This is a genomic window from Asticcacaulis sp. W401b, from assembly GCF_046503825.1.
In the GTDB taxonomy this organism is placed as follows: domain Bacteria; phylum Pseudomonadota; class Alphaproteobacteria; order Caulobacterales; family Caulobacteraceae; genus Asticcacaulis.
On record NZ_JBKFEE010000001.1, the window covers coordinates 115156 to 132551 of the forward strand.

Annotated in this window: 19 protein-coding genes; 13 read left to right on the forward strand and 6 right to left on the reverse strand. The window is 60.8% G+C overall.

What is annotated here, in order from left to right; translation table 11 throughout:
• Nucleotides 1-56: 56 nt before the first annotated feature.
• Nucleotides 57-545: a hypothetical protein gene (locus ACK8OE_RS00440; protein ID WP_410270944.1), complete on the reverse strand. Its 489-nt coding sequence runs from the start codon at nucleotides 543-545 to the stop codon at nucleotides 57-59.
• Nucleotides 546-783: 238 nt separating this feature from the next.
• Between ACK8OE_RS00440 and ACK8OE_RS00445 the strand changes: the two genes are divergently transcribed.
• From ACK8OE_RS00445 to ACK8OE_RS00485, 9 genes are all read left to right on the forward strand, one after another.
• The gene (locus tag ACK8OE_RS00445; RefSeq protein WP_410270945.1) at nucleotides 784-1578 is read left to right on the forward strand and encodes an SPOR domain-containing protein; all 795 of its coding nucleotides are present in this window, start codon (nucleotides 784-786) and stop codon (nucleotides 1576-1578) included.
• A 14-nt stretch (nucleotides 1579-1592) separates the two neighbouring features.
• Complete coding sequence (gene nagZ / locus ACK8OE_RS00450) at nucleotides 1593-2684, forward strand: beta-N-acetylhexosaminidase (RefSeq protein ID WP_410270946.1); 1092 nt, start codon at nucleotides 1593-1595, stop codon at nucleotides 2682-2684.
• Nucleotides 2685-2687: 3 nt separating this feature from the next.
• On the forward strand, nucleotides 2688-3545 hold the full coding sequence (locus tag ACK8OE_RS00455) for a segregation and condensation protein A (RefSeq protein WP_410270947.1): 858 nt from the start codon (nucleotides 2688-2690) through the stop codon (nucleotides 3543-3545).
• Nucleotides 3542-4213 carry an SMC-Scp complex subunit ScpB gene (gene scpB, locus ACK8OE_RS00460; protein ID WP_290797575.1) on the forward strand — a complete coding sequence of 224 codons (672 nt, stop codon included), beginning with the start codon at nucleotides 3542-3544 and terminating at the stop codon, nucleotides 4211-4213. The genes ACK8OE_RS00455 and scpB overlap by 4 nt, the downstream gene beginning before the upstream one ends.
• A 120-nt stretch (nucleotides 4214-4333) precedes the next feature.
• Nucleotides 4334-4540 carry a twin-arginine translocase TatA/TatE family subunit gene (locus ACK8OE_RS00465; protein WP_290797573.1) on the forward strand — a complete coding sequence of 69 codons (207 nt, stop codon included), beginning with the start codon at nucleotides 4334-4336 and terminating at the stop codon, nucleotides 4538-4540.
• An 86-nt stretch (nucleotides 4541-4626) separates the two neighbouring features.
• Nucleotides 4627-5214 carry a Sec-independent protein translocase protein TatB gene (tatB, locus tag ACK8OE_RS00470; protein ID WP_410270948.1) on the forward strand — a complete coding sequence of 196 codons (588 nt, stop codon included), beginning with the start codon at nucleotides 4627-4629 and terminating at the stop codon, nucleotides 5212-5214.
• A complete protein-coding gene (gene tatC, locus ACK8OE_RS00475; protein ID WP_410270949.1) occupies nucleotides 5211-6110 on the forward strand; it encodes a twin-arginine translocase subunit TatC in 900 nt (299 codons plus the stop codon). The genes tatB and tatC overlap by 4 nt, the downstream gene beginning before the upstream one ends.
• Nucleotides 6111-6269: 159 nt before the next feature.
• Nucleotides 6270-7796, forward strand: coding sequence for a serine--tRNA ligase (serS, locus tag ACK8OE_RS00480; RefSeq protein ID WP_410270950.1), 1527 nt, complete (start codon nucleotides 6270-6272; stop codon nucleotides 7794-7796).
• 81 nt (nucleotides 7797-7877) lie between these two features.
• On the forward strand, nucleotides 7878-8192 hold the full coding sequence (locus ACK8OE_RS00485; RefSeq protein ID WP_290797560.1) for a hypothetical protein: 315 nt from the start codon (nucleotides 7878-7880) through the stop codon (nucleotides 8190-8192).
• A gap of 88 nt (nucleotides 8193-8280) precedes the next feature.
• Here the strand turns inward: ACK8OE_RS00485 and ACK8OE_RS00490 are convergent, their stop codons facing one another.
• The gene (locus tag ACK8OE_RS00490) at nucleotides 8281-9108 is read right to left on the reverse strand and encodes a flagellin (RefSeq protein ID WP_126420325.1); all 828 of its coding nucleotides are present in this window, start codon (nucleotides 9106-9108) and stop codon (nucleotides 8281-8283) included.
• A 390-nt stretch (nucleotides 9109-9498) separates the two neighbouring features.
• Between ACK8OE_RS00490 and ACK8OE_RS00495 the strand changes: the two genes are divergently transcribed.
• Nucleotides 9499-10266, forward strand: a complete 768-nt coding sequence (locus tag ACK8OE_RS00495) for a response regulator (protein ID WP_126420324.1) — start codon at nucleotides 9499-9501, stop codon at nucleotides 10264-10266.
• A 154-nt stretch (nucleotides 10267-10420) separates the two neighbouring features.
• On the opposite strand, the gene ACK8OE_RS00500 is transcribed toward ACK8OE_RS00495, so the two are convergent.
• Complete coding sequence (locus tag ACK8OE_RS00500) at nucleotides 10421-10846, reverse strand: hypothetical protein (RefSeq protein ID WP_410270951.1); 426 nt, start codon at nucleotides 10844-10846, stop codon at nucleotides 10421-10423.
• Nucleotides 10847-10993: 147 nt separating this feature from the next.
• Between ACK8OE_RS00500 and ACK8OE_RS00505 the strand changes: the two genes are divergently transcribed.
• From ACK8OE_RS00505 to ACK8OE_RS00515, 3 genes are all read left to right on the forward strand, one after another.
• A complete protein-coding gene (locus ACK8OE_RS00505) occupies nucleotides 10994-12280 on the forward strand; it encodes an MFS transporter (RefSeq protein ID WP_410270952.1) in 1287 nt (428 codons plus the stop codon).
• 2 nt (nucleotides 12281-12282) lie between these two features.
• Nucleotides 12283-13272: a LacI family DNA-binding transcriptional regulator gene (locus ACK8OE_RS00510; protein ID WP_410270953.1), complete on the forward strand. Its 990-nt coding sequence runs from the start codon at nucleotides 12283-12285 to the stop codon at nucleotides 13270-13272.
• Between the two features lie 118 nt (nucleotides 13273-13390).
• Entirely contained in the window at nucleotides 13391-14605 is a 1215-nt protein-coding gene (locus ACK8OE_RS00515; protein WP_410270954.1) for an alginate export family protein, read from the forward strand.
• 58 nt (nucleotides 14606-14663) lie between these two features.
• Here the strand turns inward: ACK8OE_RS00515 and ACK8OE_RS00520 are convergent, their stop codons facing one another.
• From ACK8OE_RS00520 to ACK8OE_RS00530, 3 genes are all read right to left on the reverse strand, one after another.
• Nucleotides 14664-15353: a copper resistance protein B gene (locus tag ACK8OE_RS00520; RefSeq protein WP_410270955.1), complete on the reverse strand. Its 690-nt coding sequence runs from the start codon at nucleotides 15351-15353 to the stop codon at nucleotides 14664-14666.
• Entirely contained in the window at nucleotides 15340-16971 is a 1632-nt protein-coding gene (locus tag ACK8OE_RS00525; RefSeq protein WP_410270956.1) for a copper resistance system multicopper oxidase, read from the reverse strand. Before ACK8OE_RS00525 ends, ACK8OE_RS00520 begins: the two co-directional genes overlap by 14 nt.
• 64 nt (nucleotides 16972-17035) lie before the next feature.
• Nucleotides 17036-17389, reverse strand: coding sequence for a hypothetical protein (locus ACK8OE_RS00530; protein WP_410270957.1), 354 nt, complete (start codon nucleotides 17387-17389; stop codon nucleotides 17036-17038).
• Nucleotides 17390-17396: the final 7 nt, after the last annotated feature.

The window sequence follows — 17396 nt, forward strand, 5'->3', positions numbered from 1 at the left end:
ATTTCGAAAACCGTTGCACACTTTTGGCTTCGCCGAACTTCGTTTCGGAATGCGCTCTAATCGAGGACCAGATCGCCCGAAAAAGACGCCGGCCGGGGTTTGCGCGCCTGATCCGCGGGCACCTCTGCAATCTGGGACAGATAGGCGTGCCGATCCGTCGCGGTCAACCAGTTGAAGGCATACGAATAGCTGGTGAAACGGCACAGGGTCTCATTGGGAAAGCCGGGCAGCGGTGCCGCGACGTGCCAGTGCGGGCACCTGACCGGCGAAACCAGCGCCACATGGGCATAGCAGCTATGGCGACCGCGCACGGCTTGCCAGCGTTTGGCTAGCGTGTTGATGTGCTCGGCGCCGAAATCGCGGTCATAGCGCCGCATATCGACCAGGCGGTGATAAAGCCACGGCCGTTCCACGCGCTTGAGCGACAGGAAAAACTGCTCAATCAGGTCTTCCGGCGACAGGGTGCCGACCGGACGCAGGACCATTACGCGCAGATCGCTGTGCGCCATGAAGATCAGCCTGTCTTTGTCTGTGAGCTGGTCCATCCTGTCCTCCGCGTTAGAGAATAACATGAAAGAGTTATCAAATCGCAACCGACAGTCGCGACGCAAAAACGCTATCGCTAACGCTGAAATCGCGGCGCGCTCTCAAAAACAGGTGTGCATAAAGATCGCGCACCGCTTTTTAGACGGGCCTCTCTTTTCGTATGGACTTAAGCCTGCCAAAATGGCGTGCTTCGCTGCGCATGATTCGTAAAGGCGCAACTACAGGATTTTTAAGGTCATGGTGGAAGACAACGAACGCGGCACCTACACGCCGCCGACCGAGGATCATCTGAGCTACGACAGCCGTCGTCCCGCGCCGAAGCGGGATCAGACCCCGATCACCCTGATCGCGTCGTTTATCGTGCTGGTGGTGCTGCTGCTGGCGGTCGTGCTGTTCTATAATTCGGGCCTGAATACGCGTAAGGTCAGCGATGTCGGCGACCCGCTGACGGCCTATAAGGACGGCAATATCGAGGAGGCCAAGCCGCTGAGCGATGAGGACCTGCTCGATCCCTCGGTCAATCAGGAAGCGCATGCCTCAGGGACCGCGCCGGTCTTTGCCAATGATACCGAGGCCCCGCAGGCCCGCGAAGCCGCTTCGGCGGCGGCACCGGCGGCCCCCAGCGGCAATGAGAACCTGCTGCCGCCGGCCACCCAGCCGACGCAACCGACACAGCCTGCGCCCGCAGCCGCCAAGCCCGCGCAACCGGCCCCTGTGGCCACGAAACCCGTCGAACCGGTCAAGACCGCAGAAGCCAAGCCCGAACCGAAACCCGTTGTGGCTACGACCTCCGGCGGCGCATCGGTGCAGATCGGCGCCTTCTCGTCGCAGGCTATCGCTGACCGCGAATTTGCCGCCCTGGCCTCGTCCTACGGCCTGTTCGTCGGTGGCACGCGCAAGGTGGTCGAAAAGGTCGATCGTGACGGATCGACTTTTTACAGAACCTCCTTTAGCGGCTTTGCCTCCAAGGATAAGGCGCAGCAGTTCTGCAACGCGCTGAAATCGGCGGGCAAGACCTGTTTCGTAAAGTAAGAGTCCGGTAAAACATGCTGAACATCAAACAGAAAGCCAAGGTTTCCGCCGCCATCTATGGCTGTGCCGGGCTTGAGCTGACCGCCGCTGAACAAGCGTTTTTTGCCGCCAAAAAGCCGCTGGGCTTCATCCTGTTCAAGCGTAATATCGACACACCGGAGCAGGTCCGCGCTCTGATCAATGCGCTGAAAGCCGCGGCCGGGCACCCCGATGTGCTGATCCTGGTCGATCAGGAAGGCGGCCGCGTGCAGCGTTTCAAAGCCCCGCACTGGCCGTCCTATCCGCCCGCCGCCGCCTATGAGGCCGTGGCCAATTCGCCGTTTGAACAGCGTGAATACGTCCGGATGGGGGCGCAACTGATGGCGCATGACCTGCGCGCCCTGGGCGTCAATGTCGATTGCGCGCCGGTTCTCGACGTGCCGCAGGCGGGCACGCACGATGTGGTCGGGGACCGCGCCTATGGCCTGACCGCTGAGACTGTGGCCGTCATGGGCCGGGCCGCCGCCGAAGGCTTTCTGGCCGGTGGCGTGCTGCCGGTGATCAAACACGCGCCCGGTCACGGCCGCGCTCAGGTCGATTCGCATCACGAACTGCCGGTCGTCAAGGCGCGTCGTGATGAGCTGGAAAAGGTCGATTTCCTGCCCTTCGCCGTCAATGCCGACATGCCTTTGGCGATGACGGCGCACGTCGTTTACACGGCGCTCGACCGCCGTAACCCGGCCACCATCTCCAAAAAGGTGATCAAGGTCATCCGCGAAGAGATCGGCTTTGACGGTCTGTTGCTCAGCGACGACATCGGTATGGGCGCGCTCAAAGGACCCGTCGGGGCCCGGGCACGGGCCTCGCTGCGCGCCGGTTGCGACATCGTCCTGCATTGCAGCGGCGACCTTGAGGAAATGAAGGCTGTGTCGGTCTTCGTGCCAACCATTCGCGGCAAGGTTCAGCAGCGCCTTGAACGCGCGCTCCTGCGCCTCAAGCACAAGGTCGAACCGCTGAACGTCGAAGAGGCGCGTGGCCGCCTTCAGGTGCTGCTGCACCGTCCGGTCACCGTTCGCGAAGAGTACGAGGATTTCGTCGATCCGACCGCCTATCAGGAGGTCTATTAAGTCGTGAACGGGCGCGCGGGCGCTTTGCCGGGGCTTGAGAACGAGGTGTTTCAGCACCGCCTCGATTTCACGGCCGATGCCGCGCCCGCACCGGAAATCGAGGCCGACGACGCCCTTCTGCTTGATCTTGATGGCTACGAAGGCCCCCTGCACGTGCTGCTGGAACTGGCGCGACAGCAGAAGGTTGATCTGCTGAAAATCTCGATCACGCGGCTGGCCGAGCAGTATCTGGCCTTCATCCAGCAGGCACGACGCCTGCGTTTTTCGCTGGCCGCCGACTATCTGGTGATGGCCTCGTGGCTGGCCTATCTCAAATCGCGTCTGCTGCTGCCGGTGCCCGAACGCAAGAAAAGCGATGAGCCGGAACCGGAAGAACTGGCCGCCGCGCTGGCCTTTCGCCTGAAAAAGCTGGAGGCGATCCGCAAGGCGGTGGAGGCCATCACCTCGCGGCCTCAGCTCAAACGCGATGTGTTTGCGCGCGGTGACCCGCAGGCCACAGTCATCCTGCCGTCGTCGCGGCTGGATGTGTCGCTGTTCGACCTGATGGGGGCCTATGTCACCCAGAGGCAGCGCGAAATCGCGCGCCATTACGACCCCACCATGCGCGTCGAGGCCTTCCCGCTGGAGGACGCCCGCGACCATCTGCGCGATGTGCTGCCGCAGTTATCGGACTGGACGCCGCTCGATGAGATTGCGCCGCAGCCGGTGGGCGAGGGCGGTCCGCGCCGCGCGTCTTACGTTGCCTCTACCCTGTCGGCCGGGCTGGAACTGACCAAGGAAGGCCTGATGCAGGTGCAGCAACTGGGCACGTTCGACACGCTTTACCTGCGCCGCCGCCCGCCGCTGATGGAGGGACGATGACCCCCGATTTGTCTGCCAAACTCGATATCGAACGTGCCATTGAGGCCCTGTTGTTTGCCGCCGCCGCCCCCCTGTCGGCGGCCGATCTGGCGCGGCGTCTGCCCGAAGGGGCGGATGTCGGTAAGGCTTTGGCGGCATTGAAGGCGCGTTACGCCGACCGGGGTGTGACGCTGGAAGTCGTCGCCGACAAATGGCAGTTCCGCACTGCCCCCGATCTCGGCTACCTGATGGTCGAAGAACGCGAAGAACCGCGCCGTCTGTCGAAGGCGGCTTTGGAGACTCTGGCCATCATTGCCTATCACCAGCCGGTCACGCGGGCGGAGATCGAGACGATCCGTGGCGTCGGCCTGTCGCGCGGCACGCTGGACGTGTTGCATGAGATGAATCTGATCCGCCTGCGTGGACGCCGGCGCTCGCCAGGCCGCCCGGTCACCTATGGCACGACCGAGCATTTTCTTGAGGTGTTTTCTTTGCCCAGCCTGCACGACCTGCCCGGCGCGGCAGATATGCGCGCGGCCGGTCTGCTTGATCTCAATGTCCCCGCTGATTTCGTTATCCCCGAACCCGGCGGCGCGCGGGAAGCCGAAGACCCCATCGGCCTTGAGGAGATGGAACAGGTCGAGTTTGCACAGGATTTCTTTGAAAGCGCCGACGGCGAACGCGATTAGACGGTGTAATTGGGCTTATTTTCGCTTTGATGTACGCCTACAATACGCCTATAAGAGAGCAATACTTGTATCCCGAAGATGCGCGGCCGCAAGGCCGCGCCGCGCGTATGGAGATCTGACATGGGTAGCATGAGCATCTGGCACTGGGCCATCGTCGCGGTTGTCGCGCTGCTGCTGTTTGGCGGCCGTGGCAAGCTGTCGGGCCTGATGGGCGATGCCGCCAAGGGCATCAAGGCGTTCAAGGACGGCCTCAAGGACGAGGACGCCAAGAAGGACGAAGCCAAGCCCGAAACGGCCAAGACCGTCACCGACAAGGACGCGGCCTAAGCCTTTTTCGTTATTTTCTGCGTGACCGCCTCTCACTGAAAAGGGGCGGTTGCTTTTTCATGTTCTGACCCTAAGGCGTAATTTGAATGCTGCCCGGTATTGGGGGCTCTGAGCTCGTACTCATTGCGGTGGTGGCCCTGATTGTGGTGGGGCCCAAGGATTTGCCGAAGCTGTTGCGGCAACTGGGTCGTTTTGTGGCCAAGATGCGCTCCATGGCCGACGAATTCCGCACCTCCTTCGACGACATGGCGCGTCAGTCGGAACTCGACGACCTGCGCAAGGAGGTTGAGGCTCTGCGCTCCGGCAATGTGACCTCGCCGGTCATCGACGACATCCGCGAAGACATGCGGCGCATCGAAGGCGAGATCAACGACGCCATCCCGCCCAAGGGCCACTATTACAGCGACAGCGTCGATGTGCCGTCGCCGGATGCATATGATCATGGCCACACCCCGGCGGATTTCGGCAAGCCGTCCCTGACCGATGAGCCCGTCGTGCCCAATCCGGCGGCGGACCCTGCGGCAACGGAGCCAGCCCCAAAGCCGCGCAAGCCGCGCGCAAAGAAAACCGCAGAAGCCCCTGAAAATGCACCGCTTATGTCCGAAGCCGAACCGGCTGCGCCCAAGCCCAAACGCAGCCGCGCCAAAAAGACGACTGAGGCTCTCCCGTCATGAACGATCTGGTGACCAAAGACGACCTCCACCCGGACGAGGCCGAAATCGAAGCGTCGCGCGCGCCGCTGATGGACCACCTGATCGAGCTGCGCTCGCGCCTGATCTGGATGGTTGTGGCCTTTGTGGCAGCCTTTCTGCTGTGCTTTGGCTTCGCTGAGCCCATCTACATCTTCCTGACCCATCCCTATGAGATGGCCAACCGCATGTTCGAGGCCTCGCGCGCCCACGGTGGCCACGGGGCCGGGCCGTTCGATCTGATCGAGATTATTCTGGGGCTCAAAGAGGTGCCGCAGGCGAAGAACAGCGTGGCGCTGATCACCACGGCCCCGCTGGAATTCCTCTTCACCAAGATGAAGATGGCGGGCTTTGGCGCGGTTATCCTCAGCTTTCCGGTGATCGCCTGGCACCTCTATCGCTTCGTGGCCCCCGGCCTCTATAAGCGCGAGCGCATGGCCTTTTTGCCGTTTCTGATCGCCGCGCCTGTGCTGTTCGTTCTGGGGGCGCTGCTCGTCTATTACATCATCCTGCCGATGGTGCTGTGGTTCAGCTTGAGCCAGCAGATTCTGGGGGCAGGGGCCGTGACCGTGCAACTGATGCCCAAGGTGTCGGAATATCTGTCGCTGGTCACCACCCTGATGCTGGCCTTCGGGGCCTGTTTTCAGTTGCCGATTGTCCTGACGCTTCTGGGCCTGACCGGTATGGTGTCGTCGAAAATGCTGTCGTCGGGTCGGCGTTACGCCATTCTGGGGATCGTGGTCGTCGCCGCCGTGGTCACGCCGCCGGACCCTATTTCACAGCTCATGCTCGCCATCCCGATCGTGCTCTTGTACGAAATCTCGATCCTGTGCGTGCGGATGATCGAATGGCGGCGCAAAGAGCCGTCGATCGTAAGCTAACCCATCCACTTCCGTCTTTCTTGTCAATGAAGCATTGACGAGAAATCCACCTTCCCCGTAAACGGGGAAGGATTTTCCTCCCTCCCGGCGCAGCGGGGAAGGGGGACCGCGAAGCGGTGGGTAGGGCGACCTGTCCATCGAGACCTTGAGGACACTTCCATGCACGATATCAAAGCCTTACGCGAAACACCTGAAGCCTATGTCAAGGGCTGGTCATCGCGGGGCCGCGAGTCGGCACAAGCGGATGTCGATGAGTTGCTCGCTCTGGATAAGGCCCTGCGCGCCGCCAAGACGGCGTTTGAGACCAATCAGGCGCAGTTGAAGAAGCTGTCCGGCGAAATCGGCAAGGCCAAGGCCCAAAAGGACGAGGCGCGGGCTGCGGAACTGATGACCGAGGTCGAGGGCCTGAAAGGCGCGATTGCCGAGGCGCAGGAGACCGAGCGTCAGACCGAAGAGGACCTGCGCACCCTGCTGGCCTCGCTGCCCAATATTCCGTTTGACGACGTGCCGCTGGGCGAAGACGAGGCGGGCAATGTCGAAATCCGCCGCCACGGTGCGCCGAATATCCTCAGCTTCCTGGCCAAGGATCACGCCGATCTGGGTGAAGCGCTCAAGGGGCCAACTGGCCCATTGATGGACTTTGAAGCGGCAGCGAAAATGTCCGGCTCGCGCTTTGTGGTGCTCAAGGGGCAACTGGCGCGTCTGGAGCGCGCCATCGGTCAGTGGATGCTCGACACCCAGACCACCGAGCACGGCTATACCGAGGTCAATCCGCCGGTGTTGGTCAAGGACCACGCGCTGTTCGGCACAGGACAATTGCCGAAATTTGAAGAGGATTTGTTCAAAGCAACCAGCACAGATTTTGATGCTATTTCCGCAGATGCGACACGTACTGCCAATATGGCTGCGCAAGTACGTCAGGTTGAATTAGATAAAATTGCAGATGATCTAATTAAGAGACAAGTTGGTGAGCAGACTTATTATGAGGCTATGAGGGCTGCTATCGAAGAATTTGCTCACCAAACTATCGAGGCCGAGCGTGATGGTTTCATCGAACGTCTGAAATCAGGGCAGTTTGCTGATACCCGTTACCTCATCCCCACCGCCGAAGTGTCGCTGACGAATCTCGTCCGCGAAGCCATCACGGCGGAAGAGGAACTGCCGCTGCGTCTGACGGCCCTGACCAACTGCTTCCGCGCCGAAGCGGGTTCGGCGGGCCGCGACACCAAGGGCATGATCCGTCAGCACCAGTTCCAGAAGGTCGAGCTGGTGTCGATAACCACGCCGGAACAGTCGGCGGCGGAGCACGAGCGCATGACCGAATGCGCCGAAGCCATCCTCAAAAAACTGGGCTTAAGCTTCCGCACCATGTTGCTGTGTACGGGCGATATGGGCTTTGGCGCGCGCAAGACCTATGACCTTGAGGTGTGGCTGCCGTCGCAGAACACCTACCGCGAAATCTCGTCCTGCTCCAACTGCGGGGATTTTCAGGCGCGCCGCATGGACGCCCGCACGCGCAAGACCGGCGAAAAGGGCACGCGCTTCCTGCATACGCTGAATGGCTCAGGGCTCGCGGTCGGCCGCACGCTGGTGGCCATCATGGAAAACTATCAGGACGAGGGCGGCCGCATCGCTATTCCGAGCGTGCTGCAACCCTATATGGGCGGGCTGACGCACATTGGCTGAGGCCAACAGGGTAAATTCGCCTGTGGATAGATTTTTTATAAAAGCAGGGGCATAATTTCAGCCTGTTTTCGAGTGAGTGCCATGCAGACCCATCCGTCGTTGATTGAACGTTCGGTCGGTGCCACGCTATGCGCCTTTACGCGCCGGGACCTGCCGCCTGAAGAAGCCGAGCTTGAACTGGTCGAAATCATCGCCAGCCAGATCGACGGCAAGACCGACTACGCCATGGCCGTCATTGGCTTCTATGTGCGTCAGATGCTCAAAGCCCTGGCGGCCCGGCAAATGGATCTGGCCGATGCCTTTGACGCTGTGGTCGATGCGGCGGCCTGTGCCGCGTCGGGCCATATGCAGGCGGCGCTCAAACTGTCTGAGCCGGTGTCACGGCTTCGGCATTAAGAGCACCGCCGCCTTACGGCTTTTTATTTCCCATAATCTATATTATGCGTATTTCATAGCCTGCCGGGGTGGACGCCAGCCCCGGCTTCTATCGCCCAAACAATTGCAGCAAGAAGGATTGCGAGCGGTTGGCGACGCTCAGGGTCTGGATCGCCAGTTGCTGCTTGAGCTGAAGCGCCTGAAGCTTGCTGCTCTCCTTGGCCATGTCGGCATCGACCAGTCGCCCCACATTGACCTCAAGCGTATCCTGCAACTTGCCGATAAAGGTCGTGTGGCGGTCCAGCGCTCTGGAGGATGCCCCCAGACGCGCCATCGCCACGGAGATATTGCTGATCGAGCTGTCCAGCGTAGCGATCAGTCCCTGCGCCGACATAGCGCTGGCAAAACCCGCACCGCTGCTTAAGGTCAGGATGCTGCCGCCCAGAGACAGGTTTTGCGCCATGACCGTCAGGGTGTCACTGCCATCGGCATTGGCCAGAGCCGCAATCGAGGTGCGCGATCCGTTCAGCAGGTTGACGCCGTTAAACGTGGCGTTGCGGATCGACTGAGCAATCTGGTTGCGGATGGCGACGAAGTCGTCATTCAGCGCGCGGCGGGCCGTGGTGTTCAGCGACGGATCAGAGGCGGCCAGCGCTTTTTCTTTCAGTTCCATCAAAAGGTCTGAAATGCTCTCGCCGGCGGTCATGGCCACATCCACGACCGAGCCATTGCGCGACAAAGACTCCTTGACCGCATCCAGCGCGCGTATCTGGGCTCTCTGCCCCTGCGCCATGACCCAGCCCGACGCATCGTCCTTGGCGCTGGCGATTTTCAGGCCGGAGGAAATACGCGCCTGCGTCGCGTTCAGCTCTTTCGAGGTCGCGTTCAGCATTTGCAGGGCCTGCATGGCCCCGACATTGGTGTTGATGGAGTTCACGCTTCGTGTGTCCCCTACCCTGTGGCCGGTCGTCTTTTGTCGAACGGGAGCTTTGCTCAATAACCATGCTATCCGATCGCGTTTAACTTCGGTTTAATGACGCGCAAAAAAAGAATCCTGTTTTTCAATATTGAAAAATAATTTTACTCTTGAATGTTTGTTCCACCAATTGTACGACATTAGAACGCGGTGTCCTGCACCGTCGCCCTTCGGGGCTTTCCTCCCTGTATTGACTTAAGGCCGTGCGGTTTCGCGCGGCTTTTTTTTGCCCGGATAAGGCCCAAAGGCTCCACAGAAGGCTCCACAGGGGGAATTATTAAGAATAACATTGTATTGGGTATGCCATTCCCTAGTTCGCACCCTGTGCGGCTCATCTCAAACGAGGCAAGAATGGCTGAAGGACTGGCGCTGGTTATCGAAGACAGCATGACCCAGGCAAATATCGTCGGGCGGATGCTCAAGGACGAAGACTGGGACTATGTGGTCGCGCGCTCTCTGGCCGAATGTCACGACGTGCTGTTGCAGCAACGTCCGAACCTGATTTTCGTCGATGTGTTTCTGGGCGAAGACAATAGCCTTGACCACATTACGCAAATCCGCGACCGCGCGCTGGACGCCACCATCGCCATCATGACCGCCGGGTCACGCGACGCTTCGGTGGACAGCACGCTGAAACTGGCGCGCAGCACCAATGTCGACTACGTCCTGCGTAAGCCCTTTTCGCGGCAGCAGATGCGCGCCATCGTCGAGTCGGCGCAGGCCGACGCGTCTGAGGGCCGCAAGCGCAAACACGCTCTGGTCATTGACGACAGCCATACGGTGGCGACGCTGACGGCGCAAACCCTCTCGGATAACGGTTACCGCGTCTCGATTGCGCACAGCATGGAAGAGGCGCTGGACAACGAAGACATCGCCCACGTCGATCTGATCGTTTCGGATATCTTCATGCCGGGCATGGGCGGCCTTCAGGGCATTCGTGTGATCAAATCGACCTGGCCCAATGTGCGAATTCTGGCCATGTCGGCGGGGCTGGACGCGCGCGTCAGCTCGGACCGCGCCACGTCGGCCGCCATGGCCGCCGGGGCCGACGCTGAAATCCAGAAACCGTTCCGCCCGGTCGAGCTGATCAACACGGCTATCAAACTGATGGCCTCGTAACAGACGGCACAGCCACGAAAAGAAGCCGGTCCCAGAAACGGAGCCGGCTTTTTTAGAGTGATATGTCGAAAAGTGTGAGTGGTTTTCGAGAAAAATATCGCTATAAAACAGAAATTTAGGGCGGGATGACGCTTCTATTTAAAACCATCCCGCTCTAATCGCGGCAATAGCCTTCGTTGGCGGCCACGACCAGACAGTCGGACTTTTCCGCCAGCCATTTCATGCCGGTCGCTTCGCCATCTCCGGGCACGATGACCTGCGGCGTGCCATTGCGTTCAATATGCAGACCCTCGGCTTGCAGCGTCCCCGCATAGGTTTTGGGCCCGTCGAGATCGGCAATCACCACCTGATAAGCCTTGTCCGCTTGTGGTGTAATCGTCATGTAGGTGCCCTCCACGCCCGTCCAGCGCCCGGCATAGTCAAAGGCGGAAGCGCTTGACGAGACGACCGATGCCGGGGTTTCGCTCACGGCACTTTGCGTCGCCTCTTCAGCCGCGGGCTGAGAGGGTTCGGCGGAACAGGCCGTCAGCAGTGCCGAAACCGCGATCAAGGCCGTGCCCGATTTCCATAGTGGGGTCATGAAACATCTCCATCTGATCCGATGCGCGACTGTAAGGGGCACAAAATAAGCGCGCCATACGTCGCGCCGGTAACGGAGGCTTCCGCTACGGCGGAAAATGCGTTAGGCGGAACATAACCATATCACAGGGATTTCGGGATTCCGTCTATGTCCAATGCCACTCCGGCGGCTATCACCGGCCACAAACCCGTCAATTCACCGGCGCAGGTCCTACTGGCCAGCCTGATCGGCACGACCATCGAATTTTTCGACTTCTACGTCTATGCCACGGCGGCCGTGCTGGTCTTTCCGTCCCTGTTCTTTCCGACCAGCGACCCGACCTCGGCCCTGCTGCAATCCTTCGCCACCTTCTCCATCGCCTTTTTCGCGCGTCCGGTCGGAGCCATGGTGTTTGGCCATTTCGGCGACCGCATTGGGCGCAAGGCGACGCTCGTGGCCGCGCTTCTGACCATGGGGATTTCCACGGTCCTGATCGGCTGCCTGCCCAGCTATGCGCAGATCGGCGTGGTGGCCCCGCTCCTTTTGTCCCTGTGCCGCTTTGGGCAAGGCTTTGGTCTGGGCGGCGAATGGGGGGGCGCCGTGCTGCTGGCCACCGAAAATGCGCCGGAAGGCAAACGGTCCTGGTACGGCATGTTCCCGCAATTGGGGGCGCCTATTGGCCTGCTGCTGTCGTCCGGGGCCTTCTGGGTACTGCTGCACTTCATCTCGCAGGAAGACCTGCTGAGCTGGGGCTGGCGCGTGCCGTTTATCGCCTCTCTGGCCCTGATCGGGGTCGGGCTATGGGTGCGTCTGTCGATCACCGAGACGCCGGAGTTTCAGGCCGCCATCGACAAGGAAGAACGGGTCAAGGTGCCGCTGGTCGAAATCTTCGGCCGGCACAAGCGCTCATTGTTTCTCGGCACCTTTGTGGCGCTCGTCACCTTTGTTCTCTTCTATATCGGCAGCGCGTGGCTTCTCTCCTACAATGTGAAAGTGCTGAAAATCCCATTTGTGAAGGCGCTTGAGGTGCAGATTCTGGGCTCGATCGCGTTTGGTCTGTTTATTCCCCTGTCGGCCAAGCTGGCGGAGCGCTTTGGCCGCCGTGAAATCCTGATCCTGACCACGGCGCTAATTGCGGTCTTCTCGTTCGCACTGGCGCCGTTGATGGGCAATGAGGGCGGCATCTTCGTCTTTTCGGTCGCTGCCATGGCACTGATGGGCATGACCTATGCCCTGATCGGTACGGCGCTGGCGGCCCCCTTCCCGGCCAATGTGCGCTATACAGGGGCCTCCCTCACCTTCAATTTCGCGGGCATTGTCGGGGCGTCGCTGGCCCCCTATGCCGCCACCTGGCTTCAGGCCAATTACGGGCTGAGCCATGTCGGCTATTACCTTCTGGTGGCGGCGCTGATCACGCTGGTCTGCATCCTTGCCTCTGGAAAGGACGAGGTCTGAGCATGGCGGATGAGGGGCGCACCGCGAAGCGTATCACGCTGAAAGACGTGGCCAAAGCCGCCGACGTCTCTCTGGCCAGTGCGTCCTATGCCATCAATGGCACGGGCTCGCTGGGCCGTGAGGTACGCGCCCATATCCTCAGGGTCGCCGCCGATCTGGGCTATCGTCAGAACCTGTCGGCGCGCGCCGTGCGCACCGGGCGCACCGGGACGCTGGGGCTTATCCTGCCCGACTTTGCCAATCCCTTCTTCACCGCCCTGGCGCAGGCCGTCATGCGCCGGGCGCGCGCCAGCGGCCATTACGTGATCATCGCCGATACCGAAGGCGATATCGGACTGGAGCAGCAGGCAATAGCCAGCCTGATCGAGCGCGGGGCCGACGGGTTAGTGTGGTTTCCGGTGCGCGACCTCGACGCCCAGACCGTAACGCCGGGATTGCCGACCGTGGTGATGGACCGTAAGGCGACGGGTTTGTCGCTGGTACTGGCCGACTATTTCGGCGGCGGACAACAGGCGGCGACGCATCTGCTGGCGGGCGGTCACCGCAAGGTCGGCCTCGTATCTGGCCCGATGAGCCTCAGCAGTATGACCGAACGCTGCGAAGGCTTCCGCGCCGCTTTAAGCGACCATGCCGAGTGCGTCTTTCATGTGGAAACCGCCTTTTCCGACGATCTGGAGCCCGCCGTGGGGGCGGCCATCGACCGCCGCGAGGTCACTGCCATTTTCGCCGGTACGGATCAGATTGCGCTGGCCATCGTCCGACGCGCCGCGCGCAGTGGGTTGAGGGTGCCCGAAGACCTGTCGGTCATCGGCTTTGGTGACGCGCCGTGGGTCGGCACCTCGGCCCCGGCCCTGACGACGGTCGAAATGCCCATCGAAGATATGGCCAATGAGGCGGTGGATCGCCTGCTGCAACGCGACACCGGCGCCCCTGCACGGGTCGTTTTTGACACCACCCTGATCGTCCGGGAATCGACGCGAACGCTCCCGTAACGGCGTTTGCAAAAAATTACCATTTTTATGAGACGCTTACTTTCATTGAAAGTGCGCGCATCTGTGTCCGGACCTTGTTCATACGTTTCGGAAGGCGCACGCCAGTTGGAGTACGTCTATGATTGTTCGCGTTTCGCTCAGCACCCTCGCCCTGGCCGGTATCGCCGGCGGTGCCCACGCCGACAGCTTTTCCGAAGCCCTCGCCAAGTCCAAACCCATCCTTGAATCGCGCCTGCGCAGCGAAAGCGTGTCGCAAGCCGGATTGAATGACGCTGACGCCCTGACGTGGCGCAACCGCGTCGGCTTCGAGAGCGGTCAGTTCGGCAAGGTCAAGATCCTCGTCGAATTCGAGGACGTGCGCGCGCTCAAGGATGACTACAATTCGGGCTATAATGGCAAGACGAGCTACGCCTCGGTCAATGACCCGGAAGTCACCGAACTGAACCGCCTGCAACTGACCTGGACGCCCAATGCCGCGACGACGGTGACGGCCGGGCGTCAGCGCATCCTGATCGACGACAACCGTTTCATCGGCAATTCCGGCTGGCGTCAGGACGAAATGACTTTCGATGCCCTGCGAGTGGACGTCAAGAAGGGCAAGTGGTCCACGACCTATGCCTATCTGACCAAGATCAACCGCACGGCGGGCGAATATGCCGACTGGGATTCCGACAGCCACATTCTCAATGTCGGCTATGCGGCCACCCCGGCCCTGAAGGTGCAGGGCTTTGTCTATGCGCTCGATTTCAAGAATTCGGCCTATAACTCGACCCTGACCACAGGCCTGCGTTTCAGTGGCGAAAAGCCGCTCAGCAAGACGACGAAACTGACCTATGCCGGGGTCATCGCCAAGCAGGTCGATCACGGCAATAACCCCAGCGATTTCAGCCTCAAGGCTGTGAACGGCGAGGTGGGCGTCAATCATGGACGCTGGAAGGTCACAGCGGCCTACGAGAAGAATGAAGGCAATGGGGCGCGCGGCTTCATCACCCCCATCGGCAGCGCCCACAATGTCCGCGGCTGGGCCGATGCCTTTTCGACCAATGGCAACAAGATGCTGCCGGATGGTCTGAATGACCTCAGCTTTACGACCACTTACGCGCATCCGACCCAGATCGGGCCCTTCAAGAAGCCGACCCTGACGCTCAGCTATCACGACTTCCAAACGGATCGCAACAGCCGCGCCGTGGGCAAGGAATGGGACGCGCTGGCCTCGGCGGCCCTGACCAAGAACCTGACGGTCAGCGTCAAATATGCCGATTTCGACCGTGCGGATTCGTCCATGCCCGCCTCGCGCCGCAAGGTGTGGGTGGGTCTGGAATACAAGCTGTAGGCTTGTAAACCCTGTGGAATTGCGGCGTCCGGATCGCTCCGGACGCCTTTTTTTGTTTTTAGAATAGCCAGCGTACACCGACACTTACGCGGTTTTCTTCATCTTGTTTCCCCGCTGCCCGTGCGCGTTTGGCCGTGTCCCCCAGCTTGCGCTGATGATCAAGCTGCACATAGGGCGCAAAGCGACGGTTGACCTCATAGCGCAGTTGCAGGGCCGCCGTCGCATCGGTCAGGCCGGAGCCCGTGCCGTGCTGCGGATCGGCCTGACTGACCGCATGGAGTTCCAACGAGGGCGACAGTATCAGGCGGTTGGTCAGCCGCAGGTCGTTTTCCTGCCGCAGCCGCGCGCCGACGGTCCCGTCCTCACCCAGCAACAGATGCGCCTCGGTCTCGAAGAAATAGGGTGCCAGACCATTGACACCCACCGCCAGCCAGGTGCGATCCCCTGCCCCGAAATCATGACGCACTCCGATCTGCGCGTCCCAGAAGGTCGAGACATTGCGGCTGTAGACCGCCCAGACTTCACCTTCGCTATCGCCGTTACGCACCTTGCCTTCGCTTTTCAGCCACAGTTTGTGCGTATCGCCACCGACCCAGCCGTCGGCGTCCCAATGCGCCGTGTCCTGCCCATCGTGCCGGCTGTAGGCGGTTTCCAGCCATACGGCGTGATAGGTGGACGAATGGTCGTGTTGGGCCACAGCGACTGAGGGCAGCAAAATGAAAAGCGTCACTGTTTTACTGATGTGCATGATGGCCCTCCCCGTGTGACGTGTGGTCCGGAGCGGGTTGCGCCGCCGGGGGTATAAAACCCGCTTCCGGTGCAGCGACGCGCAAGGTGGTCATCATACCCGACTGCATATGGAACATCAGGTGGCAGTGATAGGGCCAGTCACCGGGCTCGGTGGCCGAGAGCAACACCGACACGGTCTGACCCGGCGGCACGATCACCGTATGTTTGTCCGGCAGGCGATCCGCATCCTGTCCGTTTTCAAGCTGCACAAACATGCCGTGCAGATGTAAGGGATGCGCCATCATGGTTTCATTGACGTAGATCAGCCGCACCCGCTCATTATAGCCCAGCGCAATGCCGTCTTCGGGTGAGAAGGTTTTACCGTTAATGGTCCATATATAGCGCTCCATATTGCCGCCCAGCACCACCTTGATAAAGCGCGTGGGGGCGCGCGTGTCCCTCTGAGGCGTCAGGCTTTTCAACTGCGCATAGTCGAGCACCACGGCCCCTTTGGGCGCGCCGCTGTCGGCCCATCCGCTGTCGTGGTCCATCTGGCTCATATCCATATTGGGGTCATCACGCATCATGACGTCCATATTCATGTCACCCATCCTGAGCACGGCGCGCGGGCGATGCGCCGGGATGTCGCCGGTCATCCCTTCGCGCGGGGCGAGCGTCCCCAGCGCAAAGCCTTCGCGATCGAGCGATTCAGCGGCAATCGTATAGGCGCGGTCTTCGCGCGGCGTGACGATGACATCATAGGTTTCGGCATTGCCAAAGCGGAACTCATCGACCTCAAGCGGCTCCACCGGACGGCCATCGGCGGCCACGACCGTCAGTTTCAGGCCCGGAATGCGTACATCGTACATGGTCATGGCCGAGGCATTGATAAAGCGCAGGCGCACCCGCTCACCCGGCCGGAACAGGCCCGTCCAGTTCTGGGCATTGGTCAGGCCGTTGACCAGAAAGCGGTAGCCGGTGACGTCGGACAGGTCGGTGGGGAGCATACGCATCTTCCCCCACTCACCGGCTGATTTCAGAGCCTTACCAAACCCCTCTTGATGGGCGTCCTTAAGCAGGTCACCCACGGTGCGGCGTTTGTACTGATAATAGTCGGATGACGCTTTCAGATTGGCCTGAATGCGCGCGGCGCTGTCCTGATGATAGTCGGACAGCAGCACCACGTAGTCGCGGTCGGCCTGAATGGGGTCCGGTTTTTTGGGGGCGATGACGATGCCCGCATAGAGGCCGTCCGCCTCCTGCCCTAAAGAGTGCGAATGATACCAGTAGGTGCCCGACTGGCGGATCGGGAAACGATAGGTGAAGGTCTCACCGGGGGCTATGCCCTTGAAGCCGTTGAAGCCCGGCGCGCCGTCCATCACGCCCGGCAGCAGCAGGCCGTGCCAGTGGACCGAGGTCGGTGTTTTCAAGCGGTTGGTGACGCGAATGACCGCCTCATCGCCTTCGGTAAAGCGCAGGACAGGGCCGGGAATGGTGCCGTTGACGGCGATCTTGGGGACGGCTTTGCCACCCACCGTGGACTGGACCTGCGATATAGTCAGGTCATAGGTGCGGGTTTCGGCCAGGGCCATAGAGGCGCACAGGCTGAAGAAACCCGCTAAAAGCATGGATTTCATGAGTGTTTTTCCTGAAAAACGTGACGAGTTGCGCCCGATCTGGGCGCCATACGAGTCCGGTTTTTCAGGCGCGCGGCGGGCGCATCAGATCGTCGCTGAGGGCAAAGCGCAACCGTTGATCGCTGTCAAAGCCTGTGCGCATGTACCCTTCATAGACCATGGGGGACGCCACCGGCGGCAGACTCAGCGCTCCGGCGGCGCAGTGGCTGACCGGGCACTGACAGGCGCTGCCGCAATCAGAATGCGACTTTTCGGCAGGGTGTTTGTTGTGCGACGTTGCGTTTTCCCCCATCGTCATCTCGTGACAGGGCATGGGCTCGGCAACCCTGGCGTTTTGCGCTTGTGCCACGACCGGTCCCGCCATCGTCGCCAGAACGAAGGCCAGCAATCCGGCAATACGGCTCAGTCGCTTCCACATGCGCCCT

Coding starts and splice junctions, on each gene's coding strand:
- ACK8OE_RS00515 (WP_410270954.1), top strand. CDS start 13,391: ATGATTGTTCGCGTTTCGCTCAGCACCCTCGCCCTGGCCGGTATCGCC.
- tatC (WP_410270949.1), top strand. CDS start 5,211: ATGAACGATCTGGTGACCAAAGACGACCTCCACCCGGACGAGGCCGAA.
- ACK8OE_RS00525 (WP_410270956.1), bottom strand. CDS start 16,971: ATGAAATCCATGCTTTTAGCGGGTTTCTTCAGCCTGTGCGCCTCTATG.
- ACK8OE_RS00445 (WP_410270945.1), top strand. CDS start 784: ATGGTGGAAGACAACGAACGCGGCACCTACACGCCGCCGACCGAGGAT.
- ACK8OE_RS00440 (WP_410270944.1), bottom strand. CDS start 545: ATGGACCAGCTCACAGACAAAGACAGGCTGATCTTCATGGCGCACAGC.
- ACK8OE_RS00510 (WP_410270953.1), top strand. CDS start 12,283: ATGGCGGATGAGGGGCGCACCGCGAAGCGTATCACGCTGAAAGACGTG.
- ACK8OE_RS00485 (WP_290797560.1), top strand. CDS start 7,878: ATGCAGACCCATCCGTCGTTGATTGAACGTTCGGTCGGTGCCACGCTA.
- ACK8OE_RS00465 (WP_290797573.1), top strand. CDS start 4,334: ATGGGTAGCATGAGCATCTGGCACTGGGCCATCGTCGCGGTTGTCGCG.
- tatB (WP_410270948.1), top strand. CDS start 4,627: ATGCTGCCCGGTATTGGGGGCTCTGAGCTCGTACTCATTGCGGTGGTG.
- ACK8OE_RS00500 (WP_410270951.1), bottom strand. CDS start 10,846: ATGACCCCACTATGGAAATCGGGCACGGCCTTGATCGCGGTTTCGGCA.
- ACK8OE_RS00520 (WP_410270955.1), bottom strand. CDS start 15,353: ATGCACATCAGTAAAACAGTGACGCTTTTCATTTTGCTGCCCTCAGTC.
- serS (WP_410270950.1), top strand. CDS start 6,270: ATGCACGATATCAAAGCCTTACGCGAAACACCTGAAGCCTATGTCAAG.
- ACK8OE_RS00495 (WP_126420324.1), top strand. CDS start 9,499: ATGGCTGAAGGACTGGCGCTGGTTATCGAAGACAGCATGACCCAGGCA.
- scpB (WP_290797575.1), top strand. CDS start 3,542: ATGACCCCCGATTTGTCTGCCAAACTCGATATCGAACGTGCCATTGAG.
- ACK8OE_RS00530 (WP_410270957.1), bottom strand. CDS start 17,389: ATGTGGAAGCGACTGAGCCGTATTGCCGGATTGCTGGCCTTCGTTCTG.
- nagZ (WP_410270946.1), top strand. CDS start 1,593: ATGCTGAACATCAAACAGAAAGCCAAGGTTTCCGCCGCCATCTATGGC.
- ACK8OE_RS00505 (WP_410270952.1), top strand. CDS start 10,994: ATGTCCAATGCCACTCCGGCGGCTATCACCGGCCACAAACCCGTCAAT.